Genomic DNA, 19566 nt, shown 5'->3' on the forward strand with positions numbered 1-19566 from the left:
ACAGTGGTGCGGTCTACTCTGGAATACGATTCCAGTACCTGAACAACGGCTCCGCCAGAAACAGCACAAACAACAGCCGCATCACCTGCATCGCCGTCACCAGCGGCACCGACAATTGCAGGGTCTCCGCCGTCAGACTCATTTCGGCAATCCCGCCCGGCATCATGCCCAGAGTCAGTGAACGCAGATCCAGATGGGTCAATGCACTCAAGCCCAGCGCCGCCAGCGACGCGATCAACATGGTCAGCGCCGTGCCGAGCAGCGTCCGCCCCATGAACGATGGCGCGCGGCGGAAGAACTGCCGATTGAAGTGACAGCCCAGGCCGCTGCCGATCAGCCACTGGCCGATCTGGCTGCCGCCGTTGGGCAAACCGATGTGCAAATCCCAAGTGATGCTCACCGCTGCGCTGACCAGCAAGGGCCCGAACAGCCATGGATTGGGTTGGCGCAAACGCTGCCAGAGCCAGGCAAGCAGGGCGCCCGCCGGAAACAGAATCGCCAGCCAGCGCCAATCGACACTGCCGGCGTGAGAAATCGGCGTGCCGTCACCGAGCAAGTACTTGAACGCCGCCGGCACGCACAACACCACCACCAACACCCGCAGACTTTGCCCGGCCGCGACATGGCTGAGCAGTGCGCCGTTACGCGCGCCGAGGTTGACCATCTCCCCGGAACCACCGGGCATGCTTGAGAAAAACGCCGTGGCGCGGTCCTCGCCGGTGCGACGCATCAACCACACGCCCACCACCGCCGACAGGCTGGTGACCAGCGCGCCGAAGAAGATCAAACCGAAATGACCGAGCACCTGTTCCATCACCAGCGGGGTGAAGTGCAGGCCGATACCGATGCCGACGATCCACTGGCCGCACTTGCGGCCGCCAGGGATTTCCCCCAGTTGCCACGGGGTCAGGCAGCGCACCAGGATGATCGCCAGCAACGAGCCGACCATCCACGGCAGCGGCCAGCCGATCTGGCTGGCGATGAAACCGCCCAGCAGACCGACCAGCGGGGTGCCCCACCAGGCTTTCAGGGACGAGCGATCAGACATCGGCAATGGCGCGACGGGCGACCGCGCGTTTGCGCCAGATGCGAATCAGCGGCAGCACCAGCATCAGCGCAGTCAGCACCCAGACACCGAAGGTGATCGGGCTGGACCAGAGGATTTCCAGCGCGCCGTTGGAAATAGACAGTGCGCGACGCAGGTTCTGCTCCATCAGACCGCCGAGGATGAAGCCCAGCAACACCGGCGACAACGGAAAGTCGAGCTTGCGAAGGATGTAGCCGAAGATACCGATGCCGACCATCAGGAACAGGTCGAAGGTGGTGGCGTGCACCGCGTAGACGCCGATCCCGGTGATGATCGCGATGACCGGCACCAGTGCCCAGTTCGGCACGGCAAGGATACGGGTGAAGATGCGGATCATCGGGATGTTGAGGATCACCAGCATGATGTTGGCGATGAACAGCGACGCGATCAGGCCCCAGACGATGTCCGGTTGTTGCTGGAACAGCAGCGGTCCCGGAGTGATGTTGTACAGCGACAGCGCGCCGATCATCACCGCCGTGGTGCCCGAACCCGGTACGCCCAGTGTCAGCATCGGCACCAGTGCGCCACAGGCCGAAGCACCAATGGCGGTTTCCGGCGCGGCGAGCCCACGGGCATCGCCCTGACCGAACTTGCCGCTGGCGCCGGCGATGCGCTTCTCGGTCATGTAGGCCACGGCACTGGCCAGTGTCGCGCCGGCACCCGGCAGCACGCCCATGATGAAACCGAGCAGACCGCAACGAATGTTCACCACGAAAACCGAAGCGGCTTCCTTGAAGTTGAACATCATCCGCCCGGTGGCTTTCACCGCTTCCTGGCCGCGATGGGTTTTTTCCAGCAACAACAGGATTTCGCTGATCGAGAACAGGCCCAGCACCAGTACAACGAATTGAATGCCGTCGGTCAGGTGGATGTTGTCGCCGGTGAAACGGTACACACCGCTGTTGGCGTCGATGCCGACGCTGGACAGAAACAGACCGATCAACGCCGCAATGAATGTCTTCAACGGTCGGTCACCGGCCATGCCGCCGAGACAGACGATCGCAAACACCATCAACACGAAGTATTCCGCCGGTCCGAAGGCAATCGCCCATTTCGCCAGCAGCGGGGCGAACAGCACCATGCCGCAAGTGGCGATAAATGCACCGATGAACGAGCTCCACGCCGACAGCGACAGCGCCACACCGGCCATGCCTTTGCGGGCCATCGGGTAGCCGTCGAGGGTGGTCATCACCGTGGAGGCTTCGCCTGGAATGTTCAGCAGGATCGAGCTGATCCGACCGCCGTACTCGCAGCCCAGATACACCGCTGCCAGCAGAATCAGCGCCGATTCCGGCGGCAGGCCGAGAGCAAATGCGATCGGGATCAGCAGCGCCACGCCGTTGATCGGGCCGAGCCCCGGCAGCAGGCCGACGACGGTGCCGATCAAAGTCCCGGTCAGCGCGGTGACCAGGTTGTACGGGCTCAGCGCGACGCCGAAGCCTTGCCCCAAATAACCGAGGGTATCCATATCAGTTCTCCAGCACGTCGAGCAGGCCAAGGGGCAGCGGGACTTCCATCACGCGGTCGAACAACAGGTACAGACCGATGGCCATCAGCGTGGTCACGACGATGCTCGGCACCCAGCGGCCGCCATAGAGACGCGCCATCGGAATGCCAATCAGCATGCTGCTGAGGATGAAACCCAGCGGTTCGAACAGGCCGGCGAACACCAGCAACAACGCGACGCAGATCGCAATTTTGGTCAGGGTTTCGCGATCCAGCGGCGGCTCGTCTTCACTGTGTTTGATCGGTGCCGGGCGAAATACCATGTACAGCAGCGCCAAGCCCATCAGGCCGAGCATCAGCAGCGGGAAGGCGCGCGGGCCGACCGGCTCGTAGGAAAAAGCCGCTTGGTACGGCCACGCCATCAGCGCCAGGCCGGCACACACCAGCAGCAACACCGAGGCAAAAATGCGTTGAATAAGCATGAGAACTCCTGTGCCGCGTCCCCGGAACCGGAAACGCAGCCGCTAGACAGAGACGATCACTGGATCAGGCCGAACTCTTTGGCCAGCACTTTGTAGTCGGCGACCTGCTTCTTCACGTAGGTGTCCAGTTCGGCACCGGTCATGGCGAACGGGAACAGTTCACGCTGATCGCGCAGCGTGGCGAACTCGTCGGAGGCCAGCAGTTTGTCGAACGAATCCTTCCACCAGGCGTAGTCTTCGTCGCTGACCTTCGGTCCAAGGTAGAAGCCGCGTACCACCGGCCAGACGATGTCGTAGCCTTGTTCACGAGCGGTCGGGATGTCTTTCATTTCCGGCTCGTCGAGACGTTTGTCGGCGAACACGGCGAGCAGGCGCATGTCGCCGCTCTGGATATGTGGCATGGAGTCGGAGATGTCGGTACTGCCGACCTGGATGTGACCGCCGAGCAGGGCCGTGGCAATTTCGCCGCCGCCTTCCAGCGCCACGTAACGCAGCTCGCGCGGGTTGATCCCGGCAGCCTTGGCGATCAGTGCGGTCTGCATCCAGTCCTGGCTGCCGACGGTGCCGCCGGAACCGATAACCACCGAGCCTGGATCTTTCTTCAACGCCTGCACGAGATCGTCGAGGGTTTTGTAGGGCGAATCGCTTTTTACCGCGATGGCGCCGTAGCTGGTGCCGACCGCCGCCAGCCAGCGCACGTTGGTCTCATCGAAACGACCGAACTTGCCCTGGGCCAGGTTCAACAGTGAACCGCTCGACCACGCGACCAGCGTACCGGCATCGGCCGGACGTTGCGCAACCACCGCGTTGTAAGCCACCGCGCCGACACCGCCGGGCATGTAGGTCACGCGCATCGGCTTGCTCAGCAGCTTCTGGTTGACCAGTGCGCTTTGCACCAGTTTGCAGGTCAGGTCGAAACCACCGCCGGGAGATGCGGGGGCGATGCATTCCGGGCGTTTCGGTTCGGCCATCAGTTGGCCAGCGAACAGCATCGCGCCGGCGGCGAGAGCAACTTTACGCAGTGACAAGTTCATCTGAGTCTCCTTGGGAGTTGTTGTTATGGACGTGCAGAATCATCAAAGGGCAACGCTTCGCTCGCCAGCAGGCGCAGGGTTCTGTGCGCAGGCGCGTTCACTGGATCATTGGAAGGGAAATCGGCATGGCCCGGCGCGGAAAAAACAGCCAGGGCGTGGGGAACGCGGGGAGTGGGGGCCTGTGTGAAAGCCCGGGTTTGCATGGACGACATGCGGGTGTGCTCCGATTATTGTTCTTATTGGTCGAAAACGCTTCGTGGCGTTTTTCGTCGTGCTGTGTGGCAGCAGCGTGACAGTCGAAACTGTCCGTGGGCCGACTCTAACCGGCCAACCTTTCAGCAACCTTTCAGCTGTCTTTCACGGTTTTCGGGCTTCACAGCGGCGGTTGCGGCTGTAAACTCCGCGGCAAAGCGTGGCGTCGGCCAACCCTGAACGAGGTAAAAATCCATGCGTGTCCTGCTCGTCGAAGACCATCTGCAACTGGCCGAGAGCGTGGCTCAAGCGCTCAAGAGCACCGGTCTGACCGTGGATGTGTTGCACGATGGCGTGGCTGCCGACCTGGCGCTCGGCAGTGAGGAATACGCCGTGGCGATCCTCGATGTCGGCCTGCCGCGCATGGACGGTTTCGAGGTGCTGGCGCGGCTGCGCGCTCGCGGCAAAAACCTGCCGGTTTTGATGCTGACCGCGCGCAGTGACGTCAAAGATCGTGTGCATGGCCTCAATCTTGGTGCCGACGATTACCTGGCCAAGCCGTTCGAACTGACTGAACTGGAGGCGCGGGTCAAAGCCCTGTTGCGCCGCAGTGTTCTGGGCGGCGAGCGGCAACAGCGCTGTGGTGTGCTGGCCTATGACCTCGACACCCGGCGCTTCACCCTCGGCGAAGAGTTGCTGACTCTGACTTCCCGCGAGCAAGCGGTTCTCGAAGCGCTGATCGCCCGGCCGGGGCGGGTGATGAGCAAGGAGCAACTGGCCGCGCAAGTGTTTGGTCTCGATGAGGAAGCCAGCCCCGACGCCATCGAAATCTACGTGCACCGCTTGCGCAAGAAACTCGATGGCCAACCGGTGGCCATCGTCACCTTCCGTGGTCTCGGTTATCTGCTGGAAAGCCGCGATGCATAAGGCCAGCAGCCTGCGCTGGCGCCTGCTGTGGAACCTCGGGTGGTTGCTGGTGGTGCTGATGCTCGCCAGTGGTTTGAGCGCTTACTGGAATGGTCGCGAAGCCGCCGATACGGCCTATGACCGGACATTGCTTGCTTCGGCGCGCACCATTGCTGCCGGTTTGTCGCAGCGCGATGGCAGCCTCAGCGCCGACGTGCCTTACGTGGCGCTGGACACTTTCGCCTATGACAGCGCCGGGCGAATTTATTACCAGGTCAATGACATCCATCAGAAGCTGATTTCCGGCTACGAAAACCTTCCCGGCCCACCGCCCGGCACGCCACGAACCGACAGCTATCCGGCGCTGGCGCGCTTTTATAACGCGAAGTACAACGGCCAGAACGTGCGCGTGGTCAGCCTGCTCAAAGCGGTGAGCGAGCCGAACATGAACGGCATGGCGGAAATTCGCGTGGCCGAAACCGACGAAGCGCGGGTGAGCATGGCGCGCAGTCTGGCCGCCGATACATTGCTGCGCCTGGGCATGTTGGCTGTGGGTGCATTGTTGTTGGTGTGGTTCGCAGTGAGTGCGGCGTTACGCCCGCTGGAGCGGTTAAGAACCGCTGTTGAGGAACGCCAGCCCGACGACTTGCGGCCACTGCCGCTGGTCGAGGTGCAGCATGAGTTGGGGCCACTGGTGCGCGCGCTCAACCACTTCACCGAAAGGTTGCGCGGACAGTTCGAGCGGCAAGCGCAGTTCATCGCCGATGCTGCCCACGAATTGCGCACCCCCCTGGCGGCACTCAAGGCTCGACTGGAATTGGGTCTGCGCTCCAACGAGCCGGAAACCTGGCGCACAACGCTTGAGTCGTCTGCGCAAAGCACCGATCGCTTGACCCATCTGGCCAATCAGCTGCTCTCACTGGCCCGGGTCGAAAACGGCGCGCGGGCGATTGCCGAGGGCGGCGCGCAATTGCTCGATCTGAGTCAACTGGCGCGAGAACTGGGCATGGCCATGGCGCCGTTGGCGCACAAGCGTGGCGTGGCGCTTGCACTCGAAGCTGACGAGCCGGTGTGGTTGCGCGGCGAGCCGACCTTGCTCAATGAGCTGCTGAGTAATCTGGTCGACAACTCGCTGGCGCACACACCGCCGGGAGGCAATGTGATTTTGCGGGTCACGGCGCCGGCGGTGCTTGAGGTTGAGGACGACGGCCCGGGCATTCCGCTGGAAGAGCGCGACCGGGTGTTCGAGCGGTTTTATCGACGTAATCAGCAGGTCGCGGGTTCAGGCCTGGGGTTGGCGATCGTCGGCGAGATCTGCCGGGCGCATCTGGCGCAGATCACGTTGCATGATGGCGAGCAGGCGGGGTTGAAGGTGCGGGTCAGTTTTATTGCCGGGTGATCGTGGTGTCCTCTTCGCGAGCAGGCTCGCTGCCACATCAGCTATTTGTCCCCTGTGGGAGCGAGCCTGCTCGCGAAGGCCGCGCCTCGGTCCCGAATCAGTAGAACATCGACCGCGATTCCTCCAGACTCGCACAGAGTTGCTTGTTCTCCGGATCAATCCCCAGCTTGCGGAACGCCGGCACACTCAGTGGATCGATCCGCGCAAACGGATGGTCGGTGCCTTTGCGGCAATACAGATGGGCCACCTGCACCACATCGACGTAATCGATGCGGCTCGAGTCGCGGCTGAAATCCTGATAGAGCAGCGGCAGTTGCACCAGGCGCTCGGGAAACTCCCAGACCCGCAACAACTTCTCACCCAACAAAGGATGAATCTGCTCGATCACATGGGTGAGGCTGACCGCATCCGAGAGCAGTTCATTGTGGTCTTCGGCGTAAGTCAGGATCGGCAACACGCCAATCTGATGCACCAGCCCGCCGAGTGCCGCCTGATCAGGCTTGAGTTGGGTGTAACGACGGCACAGCGCATAACTGACGCCGGCGATCTCCAGGCTGCTGCGCCAGACGTCGCGCATCTTCTGCTCGACTACTTCGGAGCGGGCGTTGAAGATCTGCTCCATGACCAGACCGATTGCCAGGTTGCTGCTGTAGTTGATGCCCAAGCGGGTAATGGCGGTGTGCAGGTCAGTGACCTCCTGCGCGGCGCGCAACAGCGGACTGTTGACCACTTTGATCAGGCGCGCCGACAGCGCCGTATCGCGGCCGATGACTTTGCTCAGATCGCTGACGCTGATTTCCGGATCCTCGGCGGCCTTGCGAATCTGCAGGGCCACTTCCGGCAACGTTGGCAGAACCAGGTCATCGTTATCGATGGCCGCAACCAAATCCTGTTGGACCTTTTCCGCCAGTTCGCTCATTTGGACTCTCTAGGGTGTTGCGACAATGCTGCGATCAGCGCTGGATTTCGCGGTCGCGATCCAGTTCGTAAGGCAGGTCGAGCAGGTGCAACGCGGGACCTTCGAGGGTGCCCAGATGCAAATCGCCGGCTTCGGCAGCTTCGGCCTGCAACACGGCCAGGAGTTCAATGTTTCCTGCAGCATGGGCGGCCAGCACCACTTCGCCGATCGAACTGTTATGGCTCGGTGCAAAAAGCTGGGTGCCGGGCTCGGGCAGTTCGGCCGCGTCCAGGCGCAAGCGGTACAGGCGACGTTTGAGCTTGCCCAGGTACTGCATGCGCGCGACGATTTCCTGACCGGTGTAGCAGCCTTTCTTGAAACTCACGCCGCCGACTGCCTGCAGGTTGAGCATCTGCGGGATGAACAGCTCGCGGGTGCTCGGCATGACCTGGCCGATACCGGCGCGGATCTGCCCGAGCAGCCATTGATTGAGCTCGCCCTCGGGCAGCGCAGCGCAGAGTTTGCTCTTGATGTCTTGCGCCTGGGCGGCGGGCCCCCAGAGTTCGGCGCGCTCAGGCGAAACACGAATCGCGATCAGCCCTTCATTGCGCACGACACTGTCGGTTTCGGCGGGCAGTGCCAGATTGAGGCTGGTCAGGGCGGCGTCGCCATGCTCCAGGCCGAAGCGCACCCAGGCTGCGCTTTCATCGGTGAGTTTCGACTTGGAGAACACCGCGTACTTTTTCAGATCGGCCAGTTGCGGCTCGAGCAGCTCGCTGGCCATCGCCATGACCACGCCGTCACCCTCTAGCAGAATGCGGAAGCTCGATTGCATCCGGCCTTTTTGCGTGCAGCGGGCGCCGAGGCTGGCCCGGGTGTCACTCAGGTAATTGATATTGCAGGTCAACTGGCCTTGCAGGAATTTTCCGGCGTCCGCACCGCGAACCGCGAGTACGCCTTCATGAGTCAGGGTGCAGAAAAAAGCAGAATCGGCCATGGGTCATCGCAGGGTAAATAGACTGGGGCACATCATAAGGGGGCATGCTGGAAATGGGTAGTTGATAAAGGATCAAGGGTGCCCGACCAAAGCCGACTGTGCGGCCCGCGCCGGGGCTGTATACTGCCCGGCAAATTCGAGGAGGGCTCCATGGTCGAACAAGTTGAACTGAATCGCCTCTTTTGGCACAGCCGTCGCGGCATGCTTGAGCTGGACGTGTTGCTGGTGCCGTTCGTGAAAGAGGTCTATCCGCACCTCAATCAGGTGGATCGCGATCTGTATGTGCGCCTGCTGACTTGCGAGGATCAGGACATGTTCGGCTGGTTCATGGAGCGCAGCGAGTCGGAAGATCCCGAGCTGCAACGCATGGTCCGGATGATTCTGGATCGTGTCCAGCCCAAGTAATACGTTCGAATGCCGCTGGCATGCCTCACGGCAGTTGCTGGCGGCTTATCTGTTGGCCCAGGCGTTCGCCATGGGTTCTTTGTTTCTGCTGTCGATCCCGCTCTGGGCCAGCCTGCCTGGTGTTTTCGGCTGTTTGCTGCATGGCTTTTGGGTGCTGCCACGGCAGATTCTGCTGAACCATCCGCAAGCATTTCGCGGACTACGGCGCGACGGCGATGGCTGGCAGGTCTGGAATCAGGCGTGCGGTTGGCAGGCCGCGCAGTTGCGCCCGGACAGCCTGGCGCTACCGTTGATCGTGGTGTTGCGCTTTCGTTTACGCGGGGAATGGCGGGTCCGGTCGATCTGTGTGCCACGGGACTCGCAGACGGCGGATCTGCACCGACGCCTGCGAGTGCGGCTCAAGTTCAGCCGGCGTAGGTGGGCGGCACCAGAATAGTGTCGAGTGCTTCGGGCAGCAGGTCCGGGTAGTCGAGGGTGTAATGCAGACCGCGACTTTCCTTGCGTTCCATGGCTGAGCTGATCATCAACTCGGCGACTTGCGCCAGGTTGCGCAACTCGATCAGGTCACGGCTGACCTTATAGTTGCTGTAGAACTCATCGATCTCGTCCAGCAGCAGGCGCACGCGGTGCTGCGCTCGTTGCAGGCGCTTGTTGGTGCGCACGATGCCGACGTAGTCCCACATGAAGCGCCGCAGTTCATCCCAGTTGTGGGCAATGATCACGTCTTCGTCCGAGTCGGTGACCTGGCTGGCGTCCCAGACGGGCAGGGCGCTTGGCGCCGCGACATCATCGAGTTGCGCAAGAATGTCCGCCGCTGCCGAGCGAGCGTAGACGAAACATTCCAGCAGCGAGTTGCTGGCCATGCGGTTGGCGCCGTGCAGGCCGGTAAAACTGGTTTCGCCGATGGCGTAGAGCCCAGGCACATCGGTGCGACCGTGCTGATCAACCATCACACCGCCACAGGTGTAATGCGCGGCAGGAACCACCGGGATCGGTTGTTTGGTGATATCGATGCCGAAGCCCAGGCAGCGTTCATAAACAGTCGGGAAGTGACTTTTGACGAACGATTCCGGCTTGTGGCTGATGTCGAGGTACACGCAGTCGACGCCCAGGCGCTTCATTTCATGGTCGATTGCCCGCGCGACGATATCTCGTGGCGCCAGCTCGGCGCGTTTGTCGAAGCGGTACATGAAGCGTTCACCATTGGGCAGCTTCAAGTGGGCACCCTCGCCACGCAGGGCTTCGGTGATCAGGAAGCTTTTCGCTTGCGGGTGATACAGGCAAGTCGGGTGAAACTGGTTGAACTCCAGATTCGCTACCCGGCAGCCGGAACGCCAGGCCATGGCGATGCCGTCACCGCAGGCACCGTCGGGATTACTGGTATACAGGTAGACCTTGGCCGCGCCGCCCGAGGCCAGAATCACGAAGCGCGCGCCGTAGGTATCGACTTCGCCTGTGGCGCGGTTCAGCACATAGGCGCCGAGGCAGCGCTCGCCTTTCAGGCCCAGACGACGCTCGGTGATCAGATCGACGGCCACCCGCTGTTCCAGCAATTCGATGTTAGTGCGCTGCCTGGCCTGAGCCAGCAATGTCTTGAATATGGCTGCACCCGTGGCGTCGGCGGCGTGGATGATCCGCCGATGACTGTGGCCGCCTTCGCGGGTCAGATGAAATTCGAAACCGCCGTCTTCGGTGCCCGACTGCTCGTCACGGGTGAATGGCACGCCCTGGTCGATCAGCCATTGAATGGCTTCACGGCTGTGCTCGACGGTGAAGCGTACCGCGTCTTCATGGCACAAGCCGCCCCCGGCGTTGAGGGTGTCGTCGACGTGGGATTCGACAGTATCGGTATCGTCGAGCACCGCGGCGACGCCGCCCTGAGCCCAGAATGTCGAACCGTTGGCGAGATCGCCCTTGCTCAATACGGCAATGCGCAGATGACCGGGCAAGGTCAGCGCAAGACTCAAACCGGCAGCACCGCTGCCAATGACCAGAACATCGTGTTGGAACTGTTGGCTCATTTCAGGATTCCGCTCAAAGCGACCCGGGTCGGGGTTGGCGCAAGACAGCTGGATCGGCGAGTCAAGACAGCCACACAGCCCACTAGTATATAGAGGGGTTGGACGGCACAATAGCCGGGCCCAGATGGCATTGTGAGACTACTGTGCAGTAAAAAGCGCTGTGCTTCGTCGGAAGATTTTTTCGCAGGTGTGGGATTAGACACATGTATCGGCGCTGAAACAGACGTTTCCGTCCAGTGTTGCGCAGTGTCAGGTGGGTACGGCTATAAATATTTGGAACTTTTGCCAAAGGCCCAAGATCAATAGACGGTGCCAGAAACCAGGGACAGTGTCGGCTTCAGTGCGGAATCTGCGTTTGGGTTCCTGCCGGCGAAACCGATAACAAGATTATTCGCGCAGCCGGTTTATCCCGCGCTGCGTTTTTCGTGCGTGCCAAATCAGAGCGCGCAGGAAACTTGCTTGGAGGGGGAGAACTTTTGCGAAAAGCCCGAGTCTATGTTTGCAAGTCTGGTCGTTTAGTAATGCAAGTCTCCTCCGGGCTTATCGAGGAGTGTTCATGCTAACCCAGGAAGAGGATCAGCAGCTGGTCGAACGCGTACAGCGTGGCGACAAGCGAGCTTTCGATCTGCTGGTGCTGAAATATCAGCACAAAATTCTCGGGTTGATCGTGCGTTTCGTGCACGACACCCATGAAGCCCAGGATGTTGCTCAGGAAGCCTTTATCAAGGCGTATCGAGCACTTGGAAATTTTCGCGGTGACAGTGCGTTTTATACGTGGCTGTACCGTATTGCCATCAACACGGCAAAGAACTACCTGGTTTCCCGCGGCCGCCGGCCGCCGGATAGCGATGTAAGTTCAGAGGATGCAGAGTTCTACGATGGCGATCACGGCCTCAAGGATCTCGAATCACCAGAACGCGCATTGCTGCGGGATGAGATCGAAGGCACCGTCCATCGAACCATCCAGCAACTGCCAGAGGATTTGCGTACGGCTTTAACTTTACGTGAATTCGATGGTCTGAGTTACGAAGACATTGCGAGCGTCATGCAGTGTCCGGTGGGTACCGTGCGCTCCCGGATTTTCCGCGCTCGGGAGGCCATCGATAAAGCCCTGCAACCGTTGTTGCAGGAAAACTGAGACAGCGGCGACAGCCAAGAGAGGAACGCCATGAGTCGTGAAGCCCTGCAGGAATCGCTGTCCGCAGTGATGGATAACGAAGCGGACGAACTGGAATTGCGTCGAGTGCTCAGCGCACTGGATGATGTTGATACCCGTGAGACCTGGGCTCGTTACCAGATCGCTCGGGCAGCCATGCACAAGGATCTGCTGCTTCCACGTCTGGACATCGCTGCGGCAGTATCTGCTGCGCTGGAAGACGAAACGGCTCCGGCCAAAGTATCCCGCAGCCCATGGCGCAACCTGGGTCGCCTCGCTGTTGCCGCTTCGGTGACCGTGGCTGTTCTGGCCGGTGTTCGCCTGTACAACCAGGACGAAATCGCTGGTGTTGAACTGGCCCAGCAGTCGAATCAGCCTACTCTGGCCACTCCACAGGTCAAAGGCCCGGCGGTACTGGCTGGCTACAGCGAAAGCTCGGAAGCGACTGGTCCGATGGCCAACGGCGTTCTGCAAGGTCAGCCAGGCTGGCATGATCAGCGTCTGCCAGGCTACCTGCGTCAGCACGCTCAGCAGGCTGCACTCAAAGGAACTGAAAGCGCGCTGCCATACGCACGTGCTGCGAGCCTGGAAAACCGTTAAGGAGGATCATGCGCGCCATCCCTCTACTTTCGCTTCTGCTCAGTGGCTGGTTCATTGTTCCAGCCCACGCTGATGAGGCCCAGGACTGGTTGACCCGTCTGGGCCAGGCCGAGCAGCAGCAAAGCTTTCACGGTACTTTCGTTTACGAGCGCAACGGCAGTTTTTCCACGCACAACATCTGGCATCGCGTCCAGAATGGGCAGGTCCGCGAGCGGTTATTGCAGCTTGACGGCTCGGCTCAGGAGGTCGTGCGCATTGATGGACGTACTCAATGCGTAAGCGGCACTCTGATTGCGGGATTGGGTGATACGCCCAACGCTGCCGCCCGTGCGCTTGATCCCAAAAAGTTGAAGAACTGGTATGACCTTGCCGTCATTGGCAAGTCGCGCGTGGCCGGCCGTGATGCGGTGATCGTGGCGCTCACGCCTCGCGATCAGCACCGTTACGGCTTCGAGCTGCATCTGGACAAGAAAACCGGGCTGCCACTCAAGTCGTTGCTGTTGAATGACAAGGCGCAGCTGCTGGAGCGCTTCCAGTTCACCAGTCTCGACACGGATGAAATCCCATCCGACAAGGACCTGTTGGCAAATGCCGATTGCAAACCGATCAACATCGGCAATGACAAGGCTTCGGCAGCGAAAGCAGTCCAGAACTGGCGCTCGGACTGGCTGCCGCCAGGCTTCGAGCTGACTAGCAGCAGTTCCCACAGGGATGCGCAGACCAAAACCCAGGTCAACAGCCTGATGTACGACGATGGTCTTGCGCGCTTTTCGGTGTTTCTTGAACCGTTGAATGGTGCGACCGTTACCGACACCCGCACTCAGTTGGGCCCGACCGTCGCGGTTTCCCGTCGCCTGACGACGCCACAAGGTGAAATGATGGTCACGGTGGTCGGTGAAATCCCGATTGGCACCGCCGAACGAATCGCTCTGTCGATGCGTAACAACGATGGCGCTGCGACCAGCAAGCAGTGAGCTGATTTCAGTCATTTCCACTTCGTCGCCGAGACGTCGAAATGTTTGCTGAGCATTTTCATTTGCAAAACCCCTGAAAATTTTTTATAGGTCAGAGCCTCACGGCTCTGGCCTTGTTTGTTGTTCCCGGAACAAAAATGCCGGTCTGTGGTTTCCGGTGTTCCTTGCTCCATATCGCTTAACCCTGCTCGTCGTAACGGGAGCTGTATGTCGATACCTAGTTTGAAGTCTTACCTTTCCATTTTCGCCACCGTGCTGCTGCTCGGTCAGGCGGTCCCTGCTGCGCAAGCGGCCGATCTGCCTGATTTCACCCAACTGGTTGAACAAGCTTCGCCAGCGGTGGTGAACATCAGTACCACGCAGAAGCTGCCGGACCGCCGAGTGAATCAGCAGATGCCGGACCTGGAAGGCCTGCCACCGATGCTGCGCGAGTTTTTCGAGCGCGGTATGCCGCCTCAACAGCGTTCGCCGCGTGGCGACGGGCGCCAGCGTGAAGCGCAGTCGCTGGGCTCGGGATTCATCATTTCGCCCGATGGCTACATCCTCACCAACAACCACGTGATCGCCGATGCCGACGAAATCCTCGTCCGTCTGGCCGATCGCAGTGAGATGAAAGCCAAGCTGATCGGCACCGACCCGCGTTCCGATGTGGCGTTGCTGAAGATCGAAGGCAAGGATCTGCCGGTGCTCAAGCTCGGCAAATCCCAGGATCTGAAGGCCGGCCAGTGGGTTGTGGCAATCGGTTCTCCGTTTGGCTTTGACCATACCGTGACTCAAGGCATCGTCAGTGCCGTGGGCCGCAGCCTGCCGAACGAAAACTATGTGCCGTTCATCCAGACCGACGTGCCGATCAACCCGGGCAACTCCGGTGGCCCTCTGTTCAACCTCAATGGTGAGGTGGTCGGCATCAACTCGCAGATCTACACTCGCTCCGGCGGTTTCATGGGCGTGTCGTTCGCCATTCCGATCGACGTAGCGATGGACGTTTCCAACCAGCTCAAGAGCGGTGGCAAAGTCAGCCGTGGATGGCTGGGTGTGGTCATTCAGGAGGTGAGCAAGGACCTCGCCGAGTCGTTTGGTCTGGACAAGCCGGCCGGCGCGCTGGTGGCGCAGATTCAGGATGACGGCCCTGCTGCAAAGGGTGGCCTGCAAGTCGGCGACGTGATCCTGAGCATGAACGGTCAACCGATCGTCATGTCCGCTGACCTGCCGCATCTGGTTGGCGCGCTGAAGGCTGGCGCCAAAGCCAATCTGGAAGTGATTCGTGAAGGCAAGCGCAAGAATGTCGAACTGACCGTCGGGGCGATCCCGGACGAAGACAAGGAACTGAACGCGCTGCCGAAATCCGGCGCTGAAAGCAGCAGCAACCGCCTCGGCGTTGCGGTCGGCGAATTGACCGCCGAGCAGAAGAAAGCCTACGACCTCAAAGGTGGTGTGGTGATCAAGGAAGTGCAGGACGGTCCTGCGGCCCTGATCGGTCTGCAGCCGGGCGATGTGATCACGCACCTGAACAACCAGGCCATCGGCTCGGCCAAGGAGTTCACCGACATCGCCAAGGCGTTGCCGAAGAACCGTTCGGTGTCGATGCGCGTGCTGCGTCAGGGGCGTGCCAGCTTCATCACTTTCAAACTGGCTGAATAAGCCGGCGCAAAGGTCAAAAAAACCGCCTCGAAAGAGGCGGTTTTTTTGTGCGTGAAGCTTTTGTCTTGCTGGAAAAGACTCAGCCCATCATGTCCTTGACCATGCGTTCCTGTTCCATCAACTCGCGCTGGCGGGCATCGATGCGCGAGGACAGCGGGAAGTTGCTGCCGGCCTTGCGCTTGGCGAAGTCCAGTTGCTGGATGGCCTGACGGTAATCTCCCACCAGGGCAAAGTATTCGGCGCGTGCTTGATGCAGGCCGATGATGTTGCCTGACAAGCCCCGGGTTTCGGCGACCTGATACCAGACGTCCGGATCATCCGGGCGCGACTTGAGCAAACTGTCGAGCGCCTTCTCGGCATCGGCGGCGCGATTCTGTTTCAGCAGCAGATCGACGCGCACCTGATTCAGCGGATAGTTGCCAGGAAACTGCGTGAGCATGCGGTCGACCCGCGACTGGGCATCGGGCAGGCGATTGTTGGTGATGTCCAGATCGACCTGAGCAAGGTTGTAGATGATCTCGTTGGGTGACTTGGCCAGCAACTGCTTGAGGTTCTCGCGCGCGTCGTTCAACTGGCCGCCCTTGATTTGGGCAATGGCCAGACCATAGCGCGCCACATCATTTTTCGGGTTCTCATCCAGCAAAGCGCGGAAACGCTTGGCGCCCAATCCCGGGGTTTCTTCATAAATCAACTGCACGCGCGCGCGGATCAGTTGATAGCGCATGCTGTCTTCGATGCCGCCCGGTTTCGCCTGCTCGGCGCGGTTGCGGGTGTCGGCAATACGCGATTCGGTGACCGGGTGAGTCAGGAGGAATTCCGGTGGCTTGGCGTCGAACCGGTACTGGCGCATCAGGCGTTCGAACATGGTCGGCATCGAACGTGGGTCGTAGCCGGCCTTTTCCAGATTGAGGATGCCGATGCGATCGGCTTCCTGTTCGTTCTGGCGCGAAAAGCGTCGTTGTTCCTGCAACGCCGCTGCCTGGGTGCCGGCGATGGTAGCGATGCCGGCATCGCCGCCACCTGCCGCCGCGATGACGATGCCTGCCAGCAGCGCGGCCATCATCGGCACCTGCATTCTTTGTGAGGCTTCGACGCCACGGGCAAAGTGGCGTTGCGACAAGTGCGCCAATTCGTGCGCGAGCACCGAGGCGTATTCACCTTCGGTCTGGGCGTTGAGGAACAGGCCGCCGTTGACCCCGACCACACCGCCCGGTGCTGCGAAAGCGTTGAGCTGCGGGCTGTTGATCAGAATGAATTCGAGGCGTCGGTCGGAGACCTGACTGGTTTCCACCAGCTTATACACGCTGGATTCGACGTAGTCCTTGAGCTGTGGATCGTTGAGCTGGGAAACCTGACTGCGCAGCATGGCCAGCCAGGCACGCCCGAGCTGGTATTCCTGTTGCGGTGAGACAATGGCAGAACTGGCGTCGCCGAGTGACGGCAGATCGTCGGCAAAGCCTGGCGAGGCTAGCAGGCAAGCGAGCGTCAGCAGGGTAGGGCGCAGAAAAGTCATGCACAAAGCCTTAGAAGACAAAGACCTTACTGTAGCCGGACACCGAAGCCGCGACCAGATATTCTAGGCAGCTCGACAACCCGAACCGGAGTGACGCAATGACCGACGCTGTAGCCCACGACGTGGAACTGGACGCCAGTGGCTTGAACTGCCCGTTGCCGTTGCTCAAGGCAAAAATGGAACTCAATAAGCTGCACAGCGGCGCCGTGCTCAAAGTGATCGCCACGGACGCAGGTTCGCAACGCGACTTCCGTACCTTTGCCAAACTGGCCGGACACGCACTGCTGCGTGAAGAGGACGAGGCCGGCGTCTACCGTTACTGGTTGAAAAAAGCCTGAAACGACGGCGTTAAAAATCGAAGGGATTATTGATGTTCAAAGTGTTACGCGACTGGATTCAGCGCTACTTCTCCGATGAAGAAGCCGTGGTGCTGGCGGTGCTGCTGTTTCTCGCCTTCACCGCCGTGCTCACCCTCGGCGGCATGCTGGCGCCGGTATTGGCGGGCATGGTGCTGGCTTATCTGATGCAGGGTCTGGTGGTCACGCTCGAACGTTTGCGTGTGCCCGGCGGCGTGGCGGTGGGGTTGGTGTTTGCCTTGTTCATGGGCGCGCTGATGCTGTTTATCGTCGTGGTGCTGCCGCTGCTCTGGCACCAGTTGATTACGCTGTTCAATGAATTGCCGGGCATGCTCGCCAAGTGGCAATCGCTGCTGCTTCTATTGCCGGAGCGTTACCCGCACCTGGTGTCAGACGAGCAAGTGCTGCAAGCGATCGAAGCGGCTCGGGGCGAGATTGGCAAGTTCGGCCAATGGGCGCTGACCTTTTCGCTGTCGAGTTTGCCGTTGCTGGTGAACATCATGATCTACCTGGTGCTGGTGCCGATTCTGGTGTTCTTTTTCCTCAAGGATCGGGCCATGATCGGCGAATGGGTGCGTGGTTATCTGCCTCGTGAGCGCGCGCTGATTACCCGCGTCGCCCAGGAAATGAACCGGCAGATCGCCAATTACATCCGCGGCAAAGGTATCGAAATCGTGATTTGCGGTGGCGTGACCTACATCGCGTTCATCGCTTTGGGCCTGAACTATGCGGCGTTGTTGGCGTTGCTGGTCGGGTTATCGGTGGTGGTGCCGTATGTCGGCGCAGTGGTGGTGACCGTGCCGGTGCTGCTGATCGCGCTGTTCCAGTGGGGCTGGAGCGATCAGTTCATCTATCTGATGGCGGTTTACGGGATCATTCAGACCCTCGACGGCAATGTGTTGGTGCCACTGTTGTTCTCGGAAGCGGTGAATCTGCATCCGGTGGCCATCATCTGCGCGGTGTTGTTGTTTGGCGGGTTGTGGGGATTCTGGGGCGTGTTCTTTGCGATCCCGCTGGCGACGCTGTTCAAAGCTGTGCTGGACGCGTGGCCACGCAAGGAACCGGTGGTGGCGCCGTTGCTTTAAAAGCAAAGATCGCAGCCTTCGGCAGCTCCTACAGGGGAAATGCATTCCAAGTGTAGGAGCTGCCGAAGGCTGCGATCTTTTGATCTTAGGCTTTATTCAGAGCCTCAGCCGCCGCCAGCACGGCATCAACATGACCCGGCACCTTCACGCCGCGCCATTCCTGACGCAGCACGCCGTCCTTATCAATCAGAAACGTGCTGCGATCCACGCCCAGGTATTCCTTGCCATACAGCTTCTTCAGCTTGATCACGTCGAATAACTGGCAAACCGCCTCGTCCTTGTCGCTGATCAGCTCGAAGGGGAATTCCTGTTTGCCTTTGAAGTTCTCGTGCGACTTCAAACTATCGCGGGAAATGCCGAAGACTTCGGTGTTGGCAGCCTTGAAAGCCGCATATTGATCACGAAAGCCCTGGCCTTGAGTGGTGCAGCCCGGGGTGCTGTCCTTCGGGTAGAAATAGATCACCACTTGCTTGCCCTTGAGTTCGGACAGGCTGACGGTCTGCCCGCTGGTCGCAGGCGCGGTGAAATCCGCTACCGGTTGGTCGATGACAACGGCCATGAAAGCTTCCTTACATTGGGTTTTGTGGGCGCCAAGGCTCGATCAGGGCATCCAGGTTCATCGCATCGGCGAAGTCGAGGAACTGATCGCGCAGCCAGCTGATCTGGGTGCCGGCCGGCAGCGTCACGGTGAACGTGGCGTTGAGCATGGTGCCGCCGGTCTGTGGCGCCTGATAGGTGTCGCAGGTGAGGTTTTCCAGCTCGACGTTGTGATCCATGAAGAACTGACACAGCTCATTGATGATGTCCGGACGATAGGCCGAGCTGACGTAGGCCACGTAAGGCAGGGCCTGCGGGCGGTTTTCCAGGGCGGCGCTGCGCACCACGTTGACGGTGAATGCGTGACGCTTGGCCAGCAGCGGCAGGCTGCCTTCGAGGCGGGCCAGGGCGTCCCAGCTACCGGAAACTTCCAGCACCAGAGCGCTGCACTCGCCGTGGCGGGTCAGGCGGGAGGTGACGACGGCGCAGCGGTTTTCATGGCTGGCGCGGCACAGGACGTTGGTCAGCTCCATGGGGTTGGCGCCGAGGGCACTGATGACAAGGAATTGTTCGCGAACTGTGGGGGTGGACATGCAGCATTCCTAAAGCGATGAGCGGTCGGTAGGTTGACGGGCGTTGGCGGCCGGGGGCGTGCCTGTTTGGCGATCCGTATGAAGAGACCCGGCCGGCGCTCGCGGCTCGCTCCACGGTGCGGGAGCGCGTCATGCGACGCAGGAACGGGGCCTGGGAGGCCGAAAAGGGAGGCTGGAACCCGGCGTACAAGCGATCTGTACCGATCAAAGTCTGAAGGGTAGCGAAAAGCGGCGCCAAGGGGAA

Annotated in this window: 20 protein-coding genes; 10 read left to right on the forward strand and 10 right to left on the reverse strand. The window is 60.5% G+C overall.

From position 1 onward, the window contains the following. Positions 1-13: 13 nt before the first annotated feature. Genes VNV36_RS21115 through VNV36_RS21130 form a run of 4 tightly spaced genes read right to left on the reverse strand, consistent with a single transcriptional unit; the run spans position 14 to position 4049 of the window. Positions 14-1048 carry an AbrB family protein gene (locus VNV36_RS21115; protein WP_325720179.1) on the reverse strand — a complete coding sequence of 345 codons (1035 nt, stop codon included), beginning with the start codon at positions 1046-1048 and terminating at the stop codon, positions 14-16. Then, the gene (locus VNV36_RS21120; RefSeq protein ID WP_325720181.1) at positions 1041-2555 is read right to left on the reverse strand and encodes a tripartite tricarboxylate transporter permease; all 1515 of its coding nucleotides are present in this window, start codon (positions 2553-2555) and stop codon (positions 1041-1043) included. The genes VNV36_RS21115 and VNV36_RS21120 overlap by 8 nt, the downstream gene beginning before the upstream one ends. A gap of 1 nt (position 2556) precedes the next feature. Then, positions 2557-3015 carry a tripartite tricarboxylate transporter TctB family protein gene (locus VNV36_RS21125; protein ID WP_325720183.1) on the reverse strand — a complete coding sequence of 153 codons (459 nt, stop codon included), beginning with the start codon at positions 3013-3015 and terminating at the stop codon, positions 2557-2559. 56 nt (positions 3016-3071) lie between these two features. Beyond that, positions 3072-4049, reverse strand: a complete 978-nt coding sequence (locus VNV36_RS21130; RefSeq protein ID WP_325720185.1) for a Bug family tripartite tricarboxylate transporter substrate binding protein — start codon at positions 4047-4049, stop codon at positions 3072-3074. Between the two features lie 447 nt (positions 4050-4496). Between VNV36_RS21130 and tctD the strand changes: the two genes are divergently transcribed. Both tctD and tctE read left to right on the forward strand, forming a co-directional pair. Beyond that, positions 4497-5168 (forward strand): two-component system response regulator TctD, encoded by a 672-nt coding sequence (tctD, locus tag VNV36_RS21135; RefSeq protein ID WP_034153139.1) that lies wholly within the window; start codon positions 4497-4499, stop codon positions 5166-5168. Beyond that, entirely contained in the window at positions 5161-6546 is a 1386-nt protein-coding gene (tctE, locus tag VNV36_RS21140) for a two-component system sensor histidine kinase TctE (protein WP_325720188.1), read from the forward strand. Before tctD ends, tctE begins: the two co-directional genes overlap by 8 nt. Before the next feature lie 97 nt (positions 6547-6643). Here the strand turns inward: tctE and VNV36_RS21145 are convergent, their stop codons facing one another. Both VNV36_RS21145 and ygfZ read right to left on the reverse strand, forming a co-directional pair. Beyond that, positions 6644-7465 carry an HDOD domain-containing protein gene (locus VNV36_RS21145; RefSeq protein WP_325720190.1) on the reverse strand — a complete coding sequence of 274 codons (822 nt, stop codon included), beginning with the start codon at positions 7463-7465 and terminating at the stop codon, positions 6644-6646. A gap of 34 nt (positions 7466-7499) precedes the next feature. Next, entirely contained in the window at positions 7500-8441 is a 942-nt protein-coding gene (gene ygfZ, locus VNV36_RS21150; protein WP_325720192.1) for a CAF17-like 4Fe-4S cluster assembly/insertion protein YgfZ, read from the reverse strand. A gap of 150 nt (positions 8442-8591) precedes the next feature. Between ygfZ and VNV36_RS21155 the strand changes: the two genes are divergently transcribed. Together VNV36_RS21155 and VNV36_RS21160 are read left to right on the forward strand one after the other, a co-directional pair. Then, on the forward strand, positions 8592-8846 hold the full coding sequence (locus VNV36_RS21155; RefSeq protein ID WP_003222550.1) for an FAD assembly factor SdhE: 255 nt from the start codon (positions 8592-8594) through the stop codon (positions 8844-8846). Beyond that, positions 8830-9282: a protein YgfX gene (locus VNV36_RS21160; RefSeq protein WP_325720195.1), complete on the forward strand. Its 453-nt coding sequence runs from the start codon at positions 8830-8832 to the stop codon at positions 9280-9282. Before VNV36_RS21155 ends, VNV36_RS21160 begins: the two co-directional genes overlap by 17 nt. Here VNV36_RS21160 and nadB read toward each other — a convergent pair. Beyond that, positions 9251-10867, reverse strand: coding sequence for an L-aspartate oxidase (nadB, locus tag VNV36_RS21165; RefSeq protein ID WP_325720197.1), 1617 nt, complete (start codon positions 10865-10867; stop codon positions 9251-9253). The genes VNV36_RS21160 and nadB overlap by 32 nt on opposite strands. A gap of 556 nt (positions 10868-11423) precedes the next feature. On the opposite strand from nadB, the gene rpoE reads away from it, so the two are divergent. The 4 genes from rpoE (at position 11424) to VNV36_RS21185 (ending at position 15238) form a co-directional block, all read left to right on the forward strand. Further along, entirely contained in the window at positions 11424-12005 is a 582-nt protein-coding gene (gene rpoE / locus VNV36_RS21170) for an RNA polymerase sigma factor RpoE/AlgU (RefSeq protein ID WP_003172477.1), read from the forward strand. Positions 12006-12035: 30 nt separating this feature from the next. Then, the gene (locus VNV36_RS21175; RefSeq protein ID WP_008077804.1) at positions 12036-12623 is read left to right on the forward strand and encodes a sigma-E factor negative regulatory protein; all 588 of its coding nucleotides are present in this window, start codon (positions 12036-12038) and stop codon (positions 12621-12623) included. Between the two features lie 8 nt (positions 12624-12631). Then, the gene (locus VNV36_RS21180; RefSeq protein WP_325720201.1) at positions 12632-13597 is read left to right on the forward strand and encodes a MucB/RseB family sigma factor regulatory protein; all 966 of its coding nucleotides are present in this window, start codon (positions 12632-12634) and stop codon (positions 13595-13597) included. A 207-nt stretch (positions 13598-13804) separates the two neighbouring features. Further along, positions 13805-15238: a DegQ family serine endoprotease gene (locus VNV36_RS21185; protein WP_325720203.1), complete on the forward strand. Its 1434-nt coding sequence runs from the start codon at positions 13805-13807 to the stop codon at positions 15236-15238. Between the two features lie 79 nt (positions 15239-15317). Here the strand turns inward: VNV36_RS21185 and VNV36_RS21190 are convergent, their stop codons facing one another. Then, on the reverse strand, positions 15318-16751 hold the full coding sequence (locus tag VNV36_RS21190; protein ID WP_325720205.1) for a M48 family metalloprotease: 1434 nt from the start codon (positions 16749-16751) through the stop codon (positions 15318-15320). Positions 16752-16849: 98 nt separating this feature from the next. Here VNV36_RS21190 and VNV36_RS21195 point away from each other — a divergent pair, with 98 nt between their 5' ends. Together VNV36_RS21195 and VNV36_RS21200 are read left to right on the forward strand one after the other, a co-directional pair. Next, entirely contained in the window at positions 16850-17089 is a 240-nt protein-coding gene (locus VNV36_RS21195; RefSeq protein ID WP_041478863.1) for a sulfurtransferase TusA family protein, read from the forward strand. A gap of 32 nt (positions 17090-17121) precedes the next feature. Continuing rightward, the gene (locus tag VNV36_RS21200) at positions 17122-18192 is read left to right on the forward strand and encodes an AI-2E family transporter (RefSeq protein ID WP_016771268.1); all 1071 of its coding nucleotides are present in this window, start codon (positions 17122-17124) and stop codon (positions 18190-18192) included. 85 nt (positions 18193-18277) lie between these two features. On the opposite strand, the gene VNV36_RS21205 is transcribed toward VNV36_RS21200, so the two are convergent. Together VNV36_RS21205 and VNV36_RS21210 are read right to left on the reverse strand one after the other, a co-directional pair. After that, positions 18278-18751 (reverse strand): peroxiredoxin, encoded by a 474-nt coding sequence (locus VNV36_RS21205; protein ID WP_041478861.1) that lies wholly within the window; start codon positions 18749-18751, stop codon positions 18278-18280. Positions 18752-18761: 10 nt separating this feature from the next. Then, positions 18762-19322 (reverse strand): glycine cleavage system transcriptional repressor, encoded by a 561-nt coding sequence (locus VNV36_RS21210; protein ID WP_042607411.1) that lies wholly within the window; start codon positions 19320-19322, stop codon positions 18762-18764. Between the last annotated feature and the right edge of the window lie 244 nt (positions 19323-19566).

The organism is Pseudomonas sp. (genome assembly GCF_035554175.1).
Classification (GTDB): Bacteria; Pseudomonadota; Gammaproteobacteria; order Pseudomonadales; family Pseudomonadaceae; genus Aquipseudomonas.